Annotated in this window: 14 protein-coding genes; 2 read left to right on the forward strand and 12 right to left on the reverse strand. The window is 72.6% G+C overall.

The window, feature by feature from the left end; genetic code table 11:
• Positions 1-46 precede the first annotated feature (46 nt).
• The 5 genes from ACH4LD_RS34095 to ACH4LD_RS34115 all read right to left on the reverse strand — a co-directional run bounded on the left by ACH4LD_RS34095 (position 47) and on the right by ACH4LD_RS34115 (position 8193).
• Positions 47-1144, reverse strand: a complete 1098-nt coding sequence (locus ACH4LD_RS34095) for an enolase C-terminal domain-like protein (RefSeq protein ID WP_398057996.1) — start codon at positions 1142-1144, stop codon at positions 47-49.
• Positions 1145-1385: 241 nt separating this feature from the next.
• Positions 1386-4682 carry a discoidin domain-containing protein gene (locus ACH4LD_RS34100; RefSeq protein ID WP_398057997.1) on the reverse strand — a complete coding sequence of 1099 codons (3297 nt, stop codon included), beginning with the start codon at positions 4680-4682 and terminating at the stop codon, positions 1386-1388.
• Between the two features lie 111 nt (positions 4683-4793).
• Positions 4794-5657, reverse strand: a complete 864-nt coding sequence (locus ACH4LD_RS34105; RefSeq protein ID WP_398057998.1) for a FadR/GntR family transcriptional regulator — start codon at positions 5655-5657, stop codon at positions 4794-4796.
• 626 nt (positions 5658-6283) lie between these two features.
• Entirely contained in the window at positions 6284-7276 is a 993-nt protein-coding gene (locus ACH4LD_RS34110; protein WP_398057999.1) for an alpha/beta hydrolase family protein, read from the reverse strand.
• The gene (locus ACH4LD_RS34115) at positions 7273-8193 is read right to left on the reverse strand and encodes a zinc-binding dehydrogenase (protein ID WP_398058000.1); all 921 of its coding nucleotides are present in this window, start codon (positions 8191-8193) and stop codon (positions 7273-7275) included. The genes ACH4LD_RS34110 and ACH4LD_RS34115 overlap by 4 nt, the downstream gene beginning before the upstream one ends.
• A gap of 89 nt (positions 8194-8282) precedes the next feature.
• Between ACH4LD_RS34115 and ACH4LD_RS34120 the strand changes: the two genes are divergently transcribed.
• Positions 8283-9272 (forward strand): LysR family transcriptional regulator, encoded by a 990-nt coding sequence (locus ACH4LD_RS34120; RefSeq protein WP_398058001.1) that lies wholly within the window; start codon positions 8283-8285, stop codon positions 9270-9272.
• A 134-nt stretch (positions 9273-9406) separates the two neighbouring features.
• On the opposite strand, the gene ACH4LD_RS34125 is transcribed toward ACH4LD_RS34120, so the two are convergent.
• The gene (locus tag ACH4LD_RS34125; protein WP_398058002.1) at positions 9407-9979 is read right to left on the reverse strand and encodes an EF-Tu/IF-2/RF-3 family GTPase; all 573 of its coding nucleotides are present in this window, start codon (positions 9977-9979) and stop codon (positions 9407-9409) included.
• 106 nt (positions 9980-10085) lie between these two features.
• Between ACH4LD_RS34125 and ACH4LD_RS34130 the strand changes: the two genes are divergently transcribed.
• Positions 10086-11072, forward strand: a complete 987-nt coding sequence (locus ACH4LD_RS34130; protein WP_398058003.1) for an aldo/keto reductase — start codon at positions 10086-10088, stop codon at positions 11070-11072.
• 72 nt (positions 11073-11144) lie between these two features.
• On the opposite strand, the gene rox is transcribed toward ACH4LD_RS34130, so the two are convergent.
• From rox to nthB, 6 genes are all read right to left on the reverse strand, one after another.
• Positions 11145-12584 carry a rifampin monooxygenase gene (gene rox, locus ACH4LD_RS34135; protein WP_398058004.1) on the reverse strand — a complete coding sequence of 480 codons (1440 nt, stop codon included), beginning with the start codon at positions 12582-12584 and terminating at the stop codon, positions 11145-11147.
• Between the two features lie 215 nt (positions 12585-12799).
• Positions 12800-13297, reverse strand: coding sequence for a hypothetical protein (locus tag ACH4LD_RS34140; RefSeq protein WP_398058005.1), 498 nt, complete (start codon positions 13295-13297; stop codon positions 12800-12802).
• 84 nt (positions 13298-13381) lie between these two features.
• Complete coding sequence (locus ACH4LD_RS34145; RefSeq protein WP_398058006.1) at positions 13382-14377, reverse strand: hypothetical protein; 996 nt, start codon at positions 14375-14377, stop codon at positions 13382-13384.
• 303 nt (positions 14378-14680) lie between these two features.
• A complete protein-coding gene (locus ACH4LD_RS34150) occupies positions 14681-15049 on the reverse strand; it encodes a nitrile hydratase accessory protein (protein ID WP_398058008.1) in 369 nt (122 codons plus the stop codon).
• The gene (nthA, locus tag ACH4LD_RS34155) at positions 15046-15645 is read right to left on the reverse strand and encodes a nitrile hydratase subunit alpha (protein WP_398058009.1); all 600 of its coding nucleotides are present in this window, start codon (positions 15643-15645) and stop codon (positions 15046-15048) included. Before nthA ends, ACH4LD_RS34150 begins: the two co-directional genes overlap by 4 nt.
• A complete protein-coding gene (gene nthB / locus ACH4LD_RS34160) occupies positions 15642-16322 on the reverse strand; it encodes a nitrile hydratase subunit beta (RefSeq protein ID WP_398058010.1) in 681 nt (226 codons plus the stop codon). The genes nthA and nthB overlap by 4 nt, the downstream gene beginning before the upstream one ends.
• Between the last annotated feature and the right edge of the window lie 272 nt (positions 16323-16594).

A 16594-nucleotide genomic window follows, 5' to 3' on the forward strand; every position in this document is an offset into this window, starting at 1 on the left:
TTGCCTTTCGTGGTTCGGGATCGTGCGGGGTGGTGACGGCGGCGGGTCAGCGGGGCTGTTCCACGAACCGCTGGAGCGCGCTGCCGTAGCCGAAGTCGAGGGGCAGGGCGATGCCCGGCCCGGTCGGGGCGTGCACCAGGCCCCGGTCGTCGACGTGACGCTCGCGGACGACCGTGGTCGAGGTGACCAGGGACTCGTAGTAGGTGGTGTTGGAGATGGCCATGCACAGGTGCTGGTTCGGGATGTCCGAGCCGTGCACCTCGGCCCGCAGCCGGAACGCGTCCGCCAGGTGCGCGGTGCGCATGGCGCCGGTGACACCGCCGCGCAGCGTCGTACTGGCACGGACACCGAAGGTGGCGGCGCCGCTGCGGATGAAGTCGGCGGAGTTCATGTGGGCGCCGTCGGAGGTCTCGGCGACCAGCAGCGGTACGGCGACGGACTCGGCCAGCCGCCGGTAGGCGCTGATGCTGAACTCCCGCATCGGCTCCTCGTACCAGAGGTAGTCCGCCTCGGCCAGGGCGCGCCCCAGGTAGAGGGCGTCGGGCAGGTCGAAGCCGGCCGAGCCGTCGTACATCAGCGGCACGTCCGGGCCGACGTGGTCGCGCAGCGCCTGGCACAGGGCGGCGTCGCGGCGGGCGTCGCCCCAGGCGTGCAGCTTGATGCCGTGGTAGCCGAGCGCCAGGCACTGGTCGGCCACCGACAGGAACTCCTCGGTGGTGGCGAAGGTGGAGGTGGAGGCGTAGGCGGGGATGGCCTCCCGGAAGCCGCCGAGCAGCTGCCACACCGGCCGGTCGTGCACCCGCCCCGCCAGGTCCCACAGCGCCACGTCGACCAGGCCGAGCACGGGCAGCGGGAGTTCGTGGATGCGGTCGAGCTCCCAGACGCGGTGCCAGAGCCATTCGCGGCGGAAGGGGTCGGCCCCCAGGAGTTCCTCCCGGAAGACCCGGTCGACCAGGTCCCGCAGGGTGACGGCCGCCCCCGGCCGTGCGAACACCGCCACCCCTTCGGCACCCTCGTCGGTACCGATGTGCAGGACCGCGCCGTCACCCACCGGGGCGCTGCCGCTGAGCCCGTGCCGCCAGGAGAAGGGCGGGTCGGCGGCGGGGACGTCGATCCGGTGGACCTCGACATGTGTGATCTTCATGGTCGCTTTCTGTTCCTGGTGTGGGGTACGGCAGGCCGGGAGCCGCGCACCTGGACGCCGGGGGCGGGAGGCCGGTGGCCTAGGGCCTCTCGTTCGGATCATGCCGGGCTCGCGGGCCCTGGCACCGCGCCTCGCCGCGTTGTCGTCGGTTGCCATGGCTCCGCCATGGCGCCCTGCTCCGCCTTGCGATGCACGGCACCAGACCCCGCTCCCTGATCCGGCCTGATCCAAACGAAAGACCCTAGAAGCCGCCGTAGGCCTGGAGTTCGTAGAGGCTGCCGCCGTTCCAGCTGGAGGCGGTCACGGTCAGGCGCAGATAGCGGGCGTCGACCGGGGTGTCGGGGAGGGAATAGGCGGTCTGGGCCGTGGTGTACCCGGTGGTGTGGTCCTCCAGCGCCGACCAGTTCAGGCCGTCGGCGGAGTACTCCAGGAGGTACTTGTAGCCGCTGGGCTTCTCGAACGTCGTGACCACACCGGAGACGCTGGTGACCTTCCCCAGGTCGACCTGGATCCAGGACGGGTCGGGCAGGCCGAGGCCCTGGGCCCAGCGGGTGGACAGGTCGCCGTCCACGGCCAGTTCGGGGGTGTTCGGCTCGGAGTAGGAGGAGACGGTGACGGGTGCCTTCAGGGCGAGGTCGTGGTCGGCCGGCATGGTGACCGTCGCCGCAGGGCTCGGCTCGGAGGCGTTGAGCGCCGCGTCCCTGGCCACGACGGTGAAGCCGTACTCCTTCCCGGGCGTGAGGCCGCTGACCCGCAGCCGCGTCGCGTCGGTGACGGCGATCCGCTTGCCGTCCTGGTAGACGGCGTAACTGGTGACGCCCTGGTCGTCCGGGGCGGCCGGCCAGCTCACCTGGGCGAGGCTGGGCAGCAGCGGGGTGACGGTGGGCCTGGCCGGCGCCTCGGGAGCGGTGTGGTCGTCGCCGGGGGCCAGCGGGGTGCCGTAGACCTGGAGTTCGTAGATGCTGCCGCCGTTGAAACTGGAACCGGTGACGGTCAGCCGCACGTACCGGCCGTGGACGTCCTTGTCCGCGAGGGAGTAGTTGGCCTGGGCGGTGGTGTCACTGCCCGTGTGGTCGTCCAGGGTGGACCAGTGCGCCTCGTCCGGGGAGACTTCCAGGCGGTACTTGTAGCCGCTCGCCTTCTCGAAGGTGGTGATGGCCCCGGTGACGTCGTACTGCGCGCCCAGGTCGACCTGGATCCAGGAGGGGTCGGGCAGGCCGAGGCCCTGGGCCCAGCGGGTGGACAGGTCGCCGTCCACGGCCAGTCCGGGGGTGTTCGGCTCCGAGTAGGAGGAGACCGTGACCGGCTTGCGCAGTGCCAGATCGGCCCCGTCGGGCAGGGTGACCGTCACGGGCGCGCTGGGCGGCGACTCGTTGCCCGCCGCGTCGCGGGCGGTCACCGTGAAGGTGTACGAGGCCCCGGCGGTGAGGTTCGGGATGCGGACCGAGGTGCCCTTGGACGCGCTGACCACCTTGCCGCCGCTGTGGACCGCGTAGCCGGTGACGCCGTTGTCATCGGTCGCGGCCGGCCAGCTCAGATCCACGACGGTGGGCAGGCCGGCGACCGCGCCGGGCTTGCCGGGCGCCGTCGGCGCCGTGTGGTCGCCGGTCTCCGGATCCGGGTCGAGGTGCCGGTACGGCGGCTGGAGGCCGGCGTTGTCGACGATCGAGGCGGGCAACTGCTCACAGCCGTCGACCGTCGTGTTGTTCACGATCGTGTCGTCGGTGCTGTTGAACTGCGCGCTGAACCTCGGCGTGGTGGTGAAGTTGTAGTCGGCGGTGATGTCCATGCCGTGGTTGAGCAGCAGCCACTGGTAGGCCACATCACAGAAGGCGTTGCCGGTCGTGTGCCAGTAACGGCTGCCCTCGTCCTGGTAGATGGCCCCGTAGGCCAGCTCCGGAACCTTCCTGATGTAGTTGCCGGAGACGATGCCGCCGGGGTTGGCGCTCAGGGTGTAGATCGCGCCACCGTCGGCCTGTGACTTCATGATGTCACTGATCTCGTTGTCACTGATGACGTTGTCACGGGAGGTGGTGGGGGTGTCCCACACCGGTACGCCGGAGTTGCCCGGGTAGTTGGTGTCGCCGCCCGGATCGGTCAGGCCCCAGCCCCAGCCCACGGAGATGCCGCTGTACGGCAGGTCGTACACCTTGTTGTGGGTGATGACGGTGTGGTCGGTGTAGCCGGCGAAGATGCCCAGGGAGCCGTTGTACTGGTCGGCGACATGGGTGACGACGTTGTTGTCGACCGTGTTGTCCTTGGTGACGTCCCGGGGATCGTCCGGGTGCGCGTCCACGACCTCGACCCCGCCGACCTGGACACCGGTGGCCGCGATCTGCCGGAACACGTTCCCGGTGACGTGGGTGCCCCGGGTCCCCGTGTTGAGGTTGAGGCCGACGGCGCCGAGGTGGGTGAAGGTGTTCCCCTCGAAGGAGATGCCGTGGCCGTGGCTGACGTTGACCGCGCCGGGCGTCTTGGCCCACTTCAGGCGGGTGGAGTCGAAGTCCGGGTTGTCGTCGCCGACGATCCGGAATCCGGCCTGGCCCTCGATCAGCCCGTCGTCCGAACTCGGGGCCAGCCAGGTCGAGTAGGAGAAGGTGATGCCCCGGAAGGAGATGTCGCCGACCGGGTGGTCCTTGGTGCCGTCCAGGTCCACGAGATCCTGCACGCGCGGGACGGTCACCGTCGCCTTCGCCAGGTCCTGCCCCTTCTTGGGCATGTAGTAGAGGTCGCCCTCGCTCTTGTCGAGGTACCACTCACCGGGGGTGTCCATCAGCTCCCGCGCGTTCTCCAGCCAGGTGGGGTTCTGGATCTCCTGGCCCTCGTGGAGGTTGGCGTTGTGGAAGCAGGGCTGCCGCATGGTCATCGTGGTGCCGGAGATGGACTGCACGGGGCAGCGCATCATCATCCAGCCCCACTTGCTGACCACCTCCATGTCGGACTGGTTCTTGTACGCGTCCAGACGGGTGTCGGTGATCTTGTAGCCGGTCGCCGTCTTGGAGAAGCCGGGCGGGTTCTCCGGACCACGGGCCCGTGTCTGGAGCTCGCCGTCGACGTAGAGCTGCCGGGTGTCGAGGTCGCCCACGTGCGCCTTGTACACCGTGCGGCCGGCGTCGACCGGAGCCCAGCCGGTGACCTGGCTGCCGCCGCTGATCACGGGGTGCGCGCCCGGAGCCGCCTCGTAGACGACGCGGTGGCCGTTGGTGCCCGAGTCGCGGGGCGTCAGGGTGAAGGTGTCGGTGAGCCGGTAGGTGCCGGAGAGCAGCTCGACATCGATGTCACGCCGCATGTCGCGGTTGATCTTCCGCACGTGGTCCCGGGCGTGACCGAGCGTCCGGAACGGGTGCTTGGAGGTGCCCGAGCCGCTGTCGCGGCCGTACTCGGGAGACACGTAGATCTTCAGCGGGGGCGGGTCGGCGGCACGCGGAGCGGCCTGGGCGTGCGCGGCGGTGAGGGGGAGGGCCGCGGTGGCCAGGGCGATGACGGTCAGTGCGGCTCTTCGCCGGGGGCGGCGGGGTGGGGCTGAGGGTATGGACATGGGAATCCAATCGCCTGCGGGGAGGGGAGGGGAGTTGGCGGCTCGTTCCGGGGGCGTGCCTGTGGGGGCCTCGGGGGTGGTTCCGTGTCACCCCCGACCGGTGACCTCGTGTCAGGAGGCGGAGGGCACCGGCGGGGTGGGCCTGGGGGCGGCGTCGGTGTCGGTGTCGGTGGTGGTCTCCGACACGGCGGCCGCGGTCGGCTCGGTGCCGCGGGCGGCGACATTGAACAGACGGTCGCGGATACGGCGCTCGAACTGCTGCCGTGTCGTGGCGATGTGCTCGGTCATCAGCGCGGCGGCCCGGTCGGCGTCCCCCGCGGCGATGGCGTCGGCGATCGCCAGGTGCTGGTGACCCGCCACCTCCAGCGAGCCGGGCGTGTCGCCGTGGAAGAGCAGTACGTCGGACTGCGCGGCCAGACGCCGTACGTTGGTGACGCTGGAGCGCAGGAAGATGTTGTGGGCGGCGATGCCGACCGCGTCGTGGAAGAGCTTGTCGGCCACGGCGAACGCGTCGGCGTCGTCCGCACGGCCGGCCTCCAGGGAGCGCTCGGCGCCCTTCCGGATGTTCCGAACCTCGATCGGCGCCGCCTGGCCCGCTGCCCTGCGGGCGGTCTCGGCCTCGACCAGGCTGCGGTAGTCCAGCAGCATCAGCACGTGCTCCATGCTGGTCGGCTGGAAGTGCCCCAGGCCGTCGTCGGCGAGCCCGCCGGGCGAGTCGGCCACGAAGATGCCGGCGCCCCTGCGGACACTGAGCCGGCCGAGGGCCGCCAGCACCTTCACCGCCTCGCGGGTGACATTGCGCGAGGTGCCGAGGATCTCGGCGAGCCCCGCCTCGGTCGGCAGCCGCGCGCCGGGCCGCAGGCCCTGTTCGGCGATGTACCCGAGGAGCTGCTCGGCGACCAGCTCGTAGCCCGGCCGGTAGGGCCTGGACGTCGTCCCGTCGCCCTTGGCCGATACCTTGCGCTCTGCTGACACGGAAACAACTCCCGGCGCCCGAAATGAATCTGACTCATTGGCGGGGCAACTATGGCACCGGGGTGGGAGGTCGACAAGGGTTGCGGCCAACTCCGTTGTGTTCGCATCCCGGCTATTGCGTCCGGAAGGAGCGGAAGCCTATCGTCCGTGCGGATCCATTCGGGCGAGGCGACAGCGAATGAATCAGACTGTTGACGGCGCCTTCCGGTCGCCGGAACCGCCGACCGCCCCCGCACTGCCTCCGGACCCGGGCAACGCGCGCGGCGAAGGCGTCGCCCGGGAGCGCCGCCGACCGGGGACGTCCACCGGTGAGCCCTGGCGTGCCGGCCGGGGCGCGCTTCCTCCTCCTCGGCCCGAGGCGTGTTACGTCGCCCCGGCGGCTGACGCCTCCCGAGGAGGCGTCAGCGGCCTCCACGCGCTCCGGGACGCCCAGTCCCTCCGCCGTGGACGACCTGTTGCCGGCCCACCGGTTCGGCAGGGGCATGGCCGCTGCCGGTCCGCACGGCGTCGGACCGACCTGGCCCGAGCGAGCAGGGCCCGTCCGCCGCCCCCCGCCGGCCCAGGCTCCTCCTGTGCCCGTCCAGCGGCAGGACCGCGTCAACCCAGCCTGTCTGAGCCGGACCCGTTCACGCCGGCGGCCCGGTCAGGGCGGCCGTGATGTGGTCGGCGACACGGGGCAGCCAGTCGGGGCGGGCGTTGCCGAGGAGGTGGTCGCCGTGCGGGACGGTCAGGTAGGTGCCGTGCGGTGCCAGGCGGGCCAGGGGTTCGCCGTCGGTCACACCGGGGATGACGTCCTGGCCGCCGTCCACGACCAGCAGCGGGGCCGCGATGCGCGGAGCCAGGTCGGTGAGGTCGACGTGGCCGGCGAACGCGCGGGCGGCCTCCGCTCCTCCGGTGCGGCGCGCCATGATGTCCCGTACCGGCGGGGGCAGTTCGGCCCAGTCGAGGCGGAAGGGGCCGCTGACGGTGGCGACCGCCGCCACCCGCGGCTCCAGCGCCGCCGCGCGGGCGGCGAAGTAGCCGCCCAGGCTGAGGCCGACGAGCCCGACGCGGGCGATGCCGAGGGCGTCGACCACCCGGCCGACGACCTGCTCGTACTCCGGTCGCAGCGCCGTCGTGGCCGCGAGCACCCCCTGCCCCGGGCCGTCCATCGAGAACACCGCCAGGCCCCTGGCCAGCAGCGCGGCCACCAGGTCCAGGAACTCCTCCTTGGCGGAGTCCAGCCCGGGGACGACGACCACGGTGCCCGGCGCGTCGGCGGGGCCGCGGAGCCAGCCGGTGAACCCTTCACCGGTCACCTGCCGCGCACCGGGCTCCAGGAGGGCGAGGGCGCGCCCCAGGGCCCGGTCCGCCTCGGCCGCGGCACGCGGGGCGTCCGGGTACGGGGCGAGCGTGGCCAGGTGGAACCACCGGGCCGCCATGAGCAGATGCCCGCCCGCCGAGACGGCGGAGCCGGCCCGCTCCGCGCGCTCCAGGTGGGTGTGCCCGGTGCGCACGAAGGCGGGTCCCCAGTCGGCGACGGAGACGAGGCCGTCGGTGACGCGCCGGTACTCGTGCGGATCGACGCCCGCTCCGGTGGCGCGGGTCCACTGGGCGGCGGCGAAGTCCGTGGCGTTCATCGTTCCTCTCCCGTCGTCAGGACGGCCTTGCCGCGTATCCGGCGCTCCCGCAGGTCGACCAGGGTTCCGGCGGTCTCGGCCCAGTCGGCGACCCGGCCGATCTCCGGATGCAGCCGCCGCTGTTCCACGAGGCGTACCAGCGCGGCGAGTTCGGGTGCGTACGGGGCACCGGCGTAGTGGAAGTGCTGGATCGTCACCCGCTCGGGACCGCGCAGCAGCTCGAAGAAGTCGAGGGTCACCGGGGTGCGGCTCGCCTGGCCGAACCAGACGAGCGTGCCGCCCGGACGCACCTTCGACAGGGCCCGCGGCAGATCGGACCCGCCCGTGGACTCCAGTAGGACGTCGAACGGCCCCCGAGCCTCCGCCACGTCGTGGACCACCTCGGCGCCCAGCTCCGCGAGCCGTGCACCGCGCACCGGCGTGGCCGTCACCGCGGTCAGCTCGGCACCGGCCCGGACGGCCAGCTCGGTGACGTAGTGCCCGACCCCGCCCGAGGCGCCGGTCAGCAGCACCCGCCGGCCGGCCAGGGAACCGGCCGCCCGCAGCAGGCGCAGCGCGGTGATCCCGGCCAGGGGCAGGGCCGCCGCCCGTACGGCGTCGATGCCGGCCGGGAGCACCGCGCGGGAGTGCGTGGGCACGGCCGCGTACTCGGCCCAGCCGCCCAGCGCCGGATGCCCGACCACGCGGGTGCCGACGCCGGGCCCCGAGCCGTCGGCCGCCGCCTGGACGACGAGCCCCGCGATGTCCTTGCCGGGCAGCAGTCCGGGCCGGGGGCGTTCGAGGAGGAACGTCTCGCCCCTGTTCGGTGCGAACGCCTCGACCTTGACCAGCGCCTCATCGGGTTCCGGGACGGGCAGGGGGACCTCGGCGAAGGCGACCGGACGAGCCGCGTCCCCCGTGGGAATCAGTCTTCGCATGCCGGGAATGGAACCCCCGCGCCCGTGCCGGGATCCAACAACGAACCGGCATGATCCACAACCGTTGGTTGTCACCTATGGTGAGGGGCATGGATCTGGACGGAGCGCAGCTACGCGCCTTCGTGCGCGCCGCCGAGGAAGGGCACTTCGGACGGGCGGCGGGGACGCTCGCCATCTCCCAGCAGGCGTTGTCGAAGCGGATCGCCCGGCTGGAGTCCCTGCTCGGCACCGAGCTGTTCGACCGCGGGGGCGGCGGAGTACGCCTCACCGAGGCCGGCCGGCGCTTCCTGGGACCGGCCCGGCAGACCCTGGCCGCGGCCGACGCGGCGGTGGCGGCGGCGGTGGGGGAGGACCGGCCGCTGCGGGTGGACGTGTGGGGGCATCTGTACGCGCCGATGCGGACCTTGGCCCAAGTAGCCGGGACCGCCGAGCGGGCCGGACATGCCGAACGGGCCGGGCACGCCGAACGGACCGCACTTGTCGGCGATCTGGTACTGGGCCACGGGCGTGATCTCCCGTCGGTGACGGCGGCACTGCTGCACGGCGACATCGACGCGGCCTTCGGCCGGGTCCACCCCCCGTTGCACACCGGACTGGCACACCGCCTGGTCCGCCTCGAACCGGTGGACGCCGTCCTCAGCGCGGACCACCCCCTCGCGGCCGAACCGGCCCTGCGGCCGGACCAGTTGCGCGACAGCCTGCTCTGGGCGCCCGGTCCGCTGGACCGCCTGGACTTCCTCCACCAGTTCGCCGACCGGTTCGCGATCCGGAACAGTGCCACCAGCGTCAACCTGGGCCTCGCCCACCTTCTCGCCGAGGTGGCGGCCGAGCCGCACCGTTTCTCGCTGCTCCCCGCCGACGTGCCCCTGCCGGACGTCCCCGGGCTGCGCTCCGTACCGCTCGTCCGGCCCACGCCGCTGTACGCCTGGTCACTGCTGTGGCGCACCGGCACCCGGCACCCGGGGCTGCACGACCTCATCGCCGCCTGCGCCGCGCGGGCGGGACACAGCCGGTGGCTGGAGTACGACCCCGCCCGCGACTGGCTGCCCGAACCGCAGGCACCCGGTCCTGCCGAGTGACCCGGGGGCCGGGGCGCGCTTGCCGATGTCCCGCCGGGGCCACCGGTTTGATCGCCGTACGCAGCGAGGCACCGTAGGCGTCGTGGGACGGGCCCGGGAACGAGGAGTTCCCGGGCCGGCGGCTGTGGCTCCGCTCATGAGGCTCCGCGCGGGAGCCGGGTCACGGTTCCCGCGCCGGCGGCACGACCGTGGTGGCGGAAGGCGAAGGACTGGCCCACCTCAAGGGCGACGGGCCGTCCGAGCGCGACCGTCACCGCGCCCTGGTGCAGCGGCTGGAGCGCGTCCGTGTCCTCGATCGACGTCACCACGCCCGACACCACGGCGGCGCGGATGTGGAACCGGAGCCGCTCACCCGTGCGTACTTCGGCACCCCCGTGTACTTCGGACAGCAGGGTGATGTCCGCGGCGAAGCCGGCGTGCGCGGCGACCGATCCCGGTCCCGCGAGCACCTGTCCCCGCTCGACCGCTCCCGCCGCCACACCGCGCAGCAGCAGACCCACGTTCATGCCCGCGCACGCCTCGTCCATCGGCGGCTCCCCCGCGTCGATGCCGGTGACGTGCGCCGTCGCGCCGTCGAAGCCGACGAGTTCCACCTCGTCGCCCTCACGCACCCGACCCCGCTCGATCCGGCCCGTCGGCATGACCAGCCGGCCCCGGCGGAACACGTCTTCGACGGGCATCAGGAACGGCTTCTCCACGGCACTCACCGATGCCCCCCCTCACAGCCCCGCGGACCGGTCCCGTTTGACATGGAGCGCACCCCAGTACCTAGCGTCCCAGGTGAACGGTCCGACGAGTGCAGGAGGCAGCAGCATGACCGACGTCCCCACCCGGTACCTGGGCGAACTGGCGGTCTCCGCGCAGGGGCTCGGCTGCATGGGCATGAGCCACGGGTACGGCGCCGCGGACGACGCGCAGTCGATCGCGACGCTGCGCCATGCCCTGGACCTCGGGGTCACCCTCCTCGACACCGCCGACTTCTACGGCGCCGGGCACAACGAGGAGTTGATCGGGCGGGCCGTCGCCGACAGGCGCGACGAAGTGGTGCTGGCGACCAAGTTCGGCTTCGCCAACCGTCTGGGCGAGCCCACCCTGATCCGCGGCGACGCCGCCTATGTGCGTCAGGCGTGCGAGGCGTCCCTGCGCCGGCTCGGGGTCGACCACATCGACCTCTACTACCAGCACCGGGTCGATCCCCGGGTACCGATCGAGGAGACCGTCGGGGCCATGGCCGAGCTGGTGCGGGCCGGCAAGGTGCGGTACCTGGGGCTGTCCGAGGCCGGCGCGGGGACCGTCCGGCGGGCGCACGCGGTCCACCCGATCTCCGCGCTGCAGAGCGAGTGGTCGCTGTGGACCCGGGACCTGGAGGCGGAGACCGTCCCGGTCTGCCGCGAACTCGGCATCGGCCTGGTCCCCTTCTCGCCGCTCGGGCGCGGCTTCCTGACCGGCCGTCACAGCTCGGTCGACGGGCTGGCGGAGACCGACGTACGGCGCGGCCAGCCGCGGTTCGCCGACGGCAACCTCGAACGGAACCTGGCGATCGTGGCCAAGCTGGAGGAGCTGGCCGCCGCCCGGTCCGTCACGGCCGGCCAGCTCGCCCTGGCCTGGTTGCAGCACCGGGGTGACGATGTCGTGCCGATCCCCGGCACCCGGCGGCAGCGGTATCTGGAGGAGAACCTGGCGGCGCTGGACGTCGAGCTGTCCGCCGAGGACGTCGCCGCGATCGAGGCCGCGGCCCCGCCCGAGCTCATCGCGGGCAGCCGTTACGACGCGACCAGCCTCACCTTCGTCAACCGCTGACCCCGACAGGAGCGGGTGCCGCCGGGCGGCCCCGCTCCCGCGCCGTACGCGCCGGTGGCCGTACCCGCCCGCTCACTGACCCGCGGCGGCGCCGAACCACCGGGACAGGTGGTCGAGCAGATCCCGCTGGTCCTCGCCGACCCAGGCCACATGGCCGTCCGGCCGCAGCAGGACCGCGGGCACGTCCAGTTCCTCGCTGACGTCGGCGACATGGTCGACCCGGTCCGCCCAGCCCGCCGCCGAGAGCCGGCCCGTCTGGTCGAGCAGCAGGCCCCGGCCGCCGTGCATCAGCCCGTAGAGGCGGCCCCGCTTCAGCGGGACGTCCCGCAGACGCCGGCCGAGCAGGTCGTGCCCCTCCCCGAGGTCGTAACGGACGTCGACCGCGGTGATGATCCCGGTGACGTACCGGTTCACCTCCTCGAAGTCCATGAGCCTGCCGAACAGTTCCCGCAGCGCGGTCGCGCCCGGGTCGGTCCCCAACAGCGTCATCTGCGCACGGGTGTTGTCCAGTACGGCGGCGCCCACCGGATGCCGTTCGGCGTGGTAGCTGTCCAGCAGGCCCTCCGGAGCCCAGCCGGCCACCTCCGCGGCCAGTTTCCAGCCGAGGTTGAACGCGTCCTGGACGCCGAGGTTGAGCCCCTGCCCCCCGGTCGGCGGGTGGATGTGCGCCGCGTCGCCGGCCAGCAGCACCCGGCCGACCCGGTAGCGCTCGGCCTGCCGGGTGGCGTCACCGAACCGGGACAGCCAACGCGGCGTGTGCGCGCCGAAGTCGGTGCCCGCGACCGCCCGCAGCCGTGCCTTGAACTCCTCCAGGGTCGGCGCGGCCGTACGGTCCTCGGCCACCCCGTCGGCGGGTACGCCGATGCGGTACACCCCCTTGTTCCCGTCCACGTCGGGAATGGCGCCGAACCGGAGCTGGGTCTTGCGGACCTCCGCGACGACGGCGGCGATCGTCGCCGGATCCTCGGTCACCTCCATGTCACCCAGCAGCGTCTCGACCTTGGAGGGCTCACCGGGGAAGCCGACGCCGAGCAGCTTGCGCACCGTGCTGCGGCCGCCGTCGCAGCCGACGAGGTACCGCGAGCGCAGCCGCGTGCCGTCGGCCAGTTCGGCCGTCACCCCGTCCGCGTCCTGGCTCAGCCCGACCACCTCCTGGCCGCGCCGGATCTCGGCCCCGGCTTCCACGGCACGCTCGTTCAGCAGCCGCTCGGTGGCCTGCTGCGAGATGGCGAGGCCGTACGGGTGGGCCGTGTCCAGCCGTTCCGGCCACGGCTTCATGACACCGCCGAAGAGCCCGCCGACGCGGAACTTCTCACCGGCCGCCAGGAACCGGTCGAGCAGGCCGCGCTGGTCCATGATCTCCACGCTGCGCGCGTGCAGACCGCGTCCGCGGGACTGCGCGGTCGGCTCGGTCAGCTTCTCCAGCACGACCACGTGTACGCCGTGCAGCCGCAGTTCGCAGGCCAGCATCAAGCCGGTCGGTCCGCCGCCGACCACGAGCACGTCGATCATCAAGGCCCCCCATTTCCGCAGGTTCTGGTCGAGGCCGGAGATTCTGCAACACCAAGGGGGCCTTGCCGCAAGGTCCCCCGTGCGCTATATGTTGAGAGTGGCAAGGAGTGGGTGACCTCCTTGCCTTTGTCATGTGTGTCGGGTCATCTGTTCCGGGTCATGCGTGCCGGGTCATGTGCGCCCGTTTCTCCCACCCGGGCCGGGCCCCGTACGCCTCAGCGTTGGAGACGGACGGTGAAGTGCCGCTCGGTGGCGCCCGCGGGAACGGTACGGACGAATCCCCGGGCGGTGCTGTAGGCGCCCGAGCCGCCGGTGATGCCGACGTCGACGGAGGACGGGGCGGGCAGGTGCAGCAGCGATTGCGCGCTGAACTGCCCCTCGGGAAGCGCGAAGGTGCCGATGCACTGGAGGGCGGCCGGGCTGACCCGGGTGAAGGTGCAGACCGAACTGTGATCGCCCACCTTCTCGCCGTCGCGGTAGAGGTCCTCGTGCACGATCCGCTGGTCGCCCACGCTGATGCCCGGTGCGCCCAGGTCGACGTCCCCGGACGAGGTCTGCTCGCCGACCAGTTGGAAGGTTGTCGCGTGCGGCATCGCGACGGCCGCGTCCGCCGACGCCGACGGTGCGAGCGCCGCACCGCCGACGACGGCCACGGCGGCTCCGGCGGCGGCCAGCAGGTGGCGTGCCTTGCGCGTTCCGGTGATGTCCGGCATCTGTGTGCTCTTTCTGTTCAGGGGTCTGTGAAGTGGGGCCGACTGCCCCGGCAGGGGCGGCGGAGTCAGGCGGTGGCGGCGGAGTCAGGCGGTGGCGGACGCGCGCCGCCGTCCCCGGCGGCCACGCGGGACGAGGAGCACCGAGGCGACGACGGCCCACAGGGCCAGCGTCACGACGGGTCCTGCCGCGTGCGCGCCGTGGAAGTAGCTGAGGTCGGCGATGGCGCGGACGGCGGCGCCGGGTGGCAGCAGCGCGGAGACGGCCCGGGCGGCGGCGGGCAGCAGGTCCGCCCCGATGGTGGCGCCACTGGTGGCGTTGCCGACGGTGAGGAGCAGGAGGGTGGCGACCGGCAGCCCGATGGGGCCGAGGTAGGTGCCGAGCAGCTTGGTGGTGAAGGCGGCCGCCGCGGCGAGCAGGGCGAGGGTGGCGATCAGTGGGACGACCGGTGCCGGAACGGCTCCCAGCACCGGCCCCGCGATGATCGCGGCCACGGTGCCGATGGCCGCGGAGGCACCGGTCAGCAGCCAGAACCGGTGGCGCAGACGGAGGAGACCGGCCAGGCCGACGGCGTTCGAGCCGAGCACGAAACCGGCCAGGGTGACGCCGAAGGCCAGGTAGAAGCCGGCCAGCCCGCGGGCGTCGTAGTGGGCCAGCGGCCGGACGTCCTCGGTGCTGACGCGCACGCCCGCCCCCTGGGCGTAGGCGCCGACGAGGGACTTCACGGCGGCTGTGGTGGACGTGCCGTTGGCCCCCGCCACCTCCAGGCGCAGCTCGCCCGGACCGTCGCTGCTGAGCGCGGCGACGACGTCGTGGTGCTCCAGGGCCCGGCGGGCCGCGTCGGCGTCGGCGGCGGGGCGCACCTCGACGCTGTCGCCGAGTGCGCGGTGCATCTCGCCCGGCAGGTCGGTACCGGCGACGGCGAGGGGGACGTGGTGCGGCTGCGGGTCGCGCTGGAGCCCCACGTAGCAGCTGACGAAGGCCGCTACGACGATCAGGGCGATGAGGGCCGGTTGCAGCCAGGCTCTGACCGGCGGCCGACGATGGACGGCGGTGTGACCGGCCGGGGCGGGGGTTTCCATGATGAGGCTCTCTGACGGTGGGTCGGGGAGTGTGCGGGGGGATGTACGGGGCCGTACGGGGCGCCGGATTACGAGCATATGCTCCTATTTTGGTGGGGGCAAGGGTGGAGGCCCTGTCATGGGCGGGGTGCCCGCGCGAGACCGTCGAGACGGCGCCGAACGACCGCCGGGCACGCATCGCCGCGGTCACGCCGGACGGAGGTGCGGCGACCGTTCCCGCCGTTCCTGCTGTGCCGACGTTCCCGTCGTTCCGCCGTTCCTGCTGTGCCACCGTTCCCGCCGCGCCGCCATGGCCGCGGCGGCTCAGTGTGGGTGCGGGTGCGCAGGGGAGTGGTCGTCGGAGTGGTCGTGGCCGGCAGGGCGCTGGGCCAGGGCTTCGGCGCGCGCGGCGACCTCCTCCGTCGTCACGGCGCGCAGGCCGGTGAGCACGTCCTCCAGGGCGGCGAGCCAGAGCCGGTAGTAGTCGTAGGGTTCGTCCGGCGCCGCCGTGGACTCCCAGGCCGAGATCCGGGCGACCAGCGCGGCCTGGAACTCCGGCCAGGTGAACGCGCCCGCCTCGTACAGGCTGACGGCCATGCCGAAGGCGCGGCTCTCCCACGGCTCGGCGAACACCAACTCGCCGTTGGAGCGCGGCGGTGCGGCCGGCCCCTCGATGTCCAGCGGCGCGCTCATGGTGCCGCCACCTTCGCCACGCCGACCATCGCGTCCCGCGTCACCAGGGGCACGAGCTCCTCCTCGGACAGATGCTCGGTTCCGGCCGGACGCTCGGGCAGCACGAGCCAGCGCACCTCGGCGGTGGAGTCGTGGACGGTGATCCGGACGTCGTCGTCCAGGTCGAGTCCCATCTCGGACAGTACGGTGCGCGGTTCCTTGACCACGCGTGAACGGTAGGCGGGGTCCTTGTACCAGCTCGGCGGCAGGCCGAGCACCGGCCACGGGTAGCAGGAGCACAGGGTGCACACCACCACGTTGTGGGTGGTCGCCGTGTTCTCCACCACGACGATGTGCTCGCCCTGCGCCCCGGAGAAGCCCAGTTCTCTGATGGCCGCCGTGCCGTCTTCGAGCAGCCGGCGCCGGTACTCCGGGTCGGTCCACGCCTTGGCGACGACCTTGGCGCCGTTGAGCGGGCCCACGTTGGTCTCGTAGGTGGTGATGATCCCGTCCATCGTCTTCGGGTCGATCAGTCCCCGCTCGGTGAGCAGTTGCTCCAGCGCCTCCGTGCGCAGGGAGGGGGGAAGGCGGTCGGCCGTTCCGCTGGTGGTGGTCATGAGGTTCGCTCCAGATAGCTCTCGTACATCTCGACGGTGAGGGCGAAGGGCGCGGCGTCGGCGCCCCACAGCTCGCGCGAGTCGAACCGCACGGAGTAGACGTGCTGCGGGTTCTCGCCCAGGAAGTGCGCGTTGGTGTCCGGCAGCACGGAGGCGGGCTGGACGCGCTCGACGACACCGGTGTGTCCGCGCACGTAGGCCGGCAGCCGGGTGTGGCCGGGCACCGGCGTGTCCCTGGTCCGCACCCGCTCCCCGGCGGTGAAGGCCGGGTCGGTGTCGACGGGGCGCAGCGAGCCGGCGCCGACCGGCGCCGCGGTCGGCGCGTAGTCGGGCCGCGGGGCCGGGACGGGAGGCTCCTCGACGTGCTCGCCCCGCAGATTGCGGGCGCGGGCGTCGATCGCGCCCGGAGCCAGGGTGGCGCTTTCGGTGAGCATCAGCTCCGCGCCGTTGAGCCAGCGTCCGAAGTAGCCGTCGTCCAGGTAGGCGGCCCGGTCCAGGCGCTCCAGGGCATGGCGGAAGGCGTCCGCGTTGTAGCCGCCGCACGCGATGCGGCTGGAGAGGAGCGCCAGGGCGAACGCCCGGCCCTGCCAGGGTTGTTCGAAGACCGGTTCGTCGGCCCTCGGTGGGTGAAGGGGGCCCCATCCCGGGGTGCCCCCCATATCGGCGATGCCGTCCATGGGTGACCTCTCGTATATGCCTGATAAAGGATATTTTCGATCGCTTTGGGGTGGATGGCTCGATCGGCGGGGTGCGGGCCCCGGTGAATCCGCCGCGGGATGCCGTGCGCGGGGAGCGCGGGTGGTTCACTCGCCCAGCAGGCCGAACGTGGCACCGAGCGTCACCCACGGCACCAGCGCGGTGGCGACCGACCAGGGCGACGGCGGTGACGGCGACGGCGGCGTCACGCGGCGGGCGAGCCGAACACCGCCATGGAGTCACCGGCTGCGGA

The sequence above is a fragment of the Streptomyces sp. NPDC017676 genome, assembly GCF_044329325.1.
Lineage (GTDB): Bacteria > Actinomycetota > Actinomycetes > Streptomycetales > Streptomycetaceae > Streptomyces.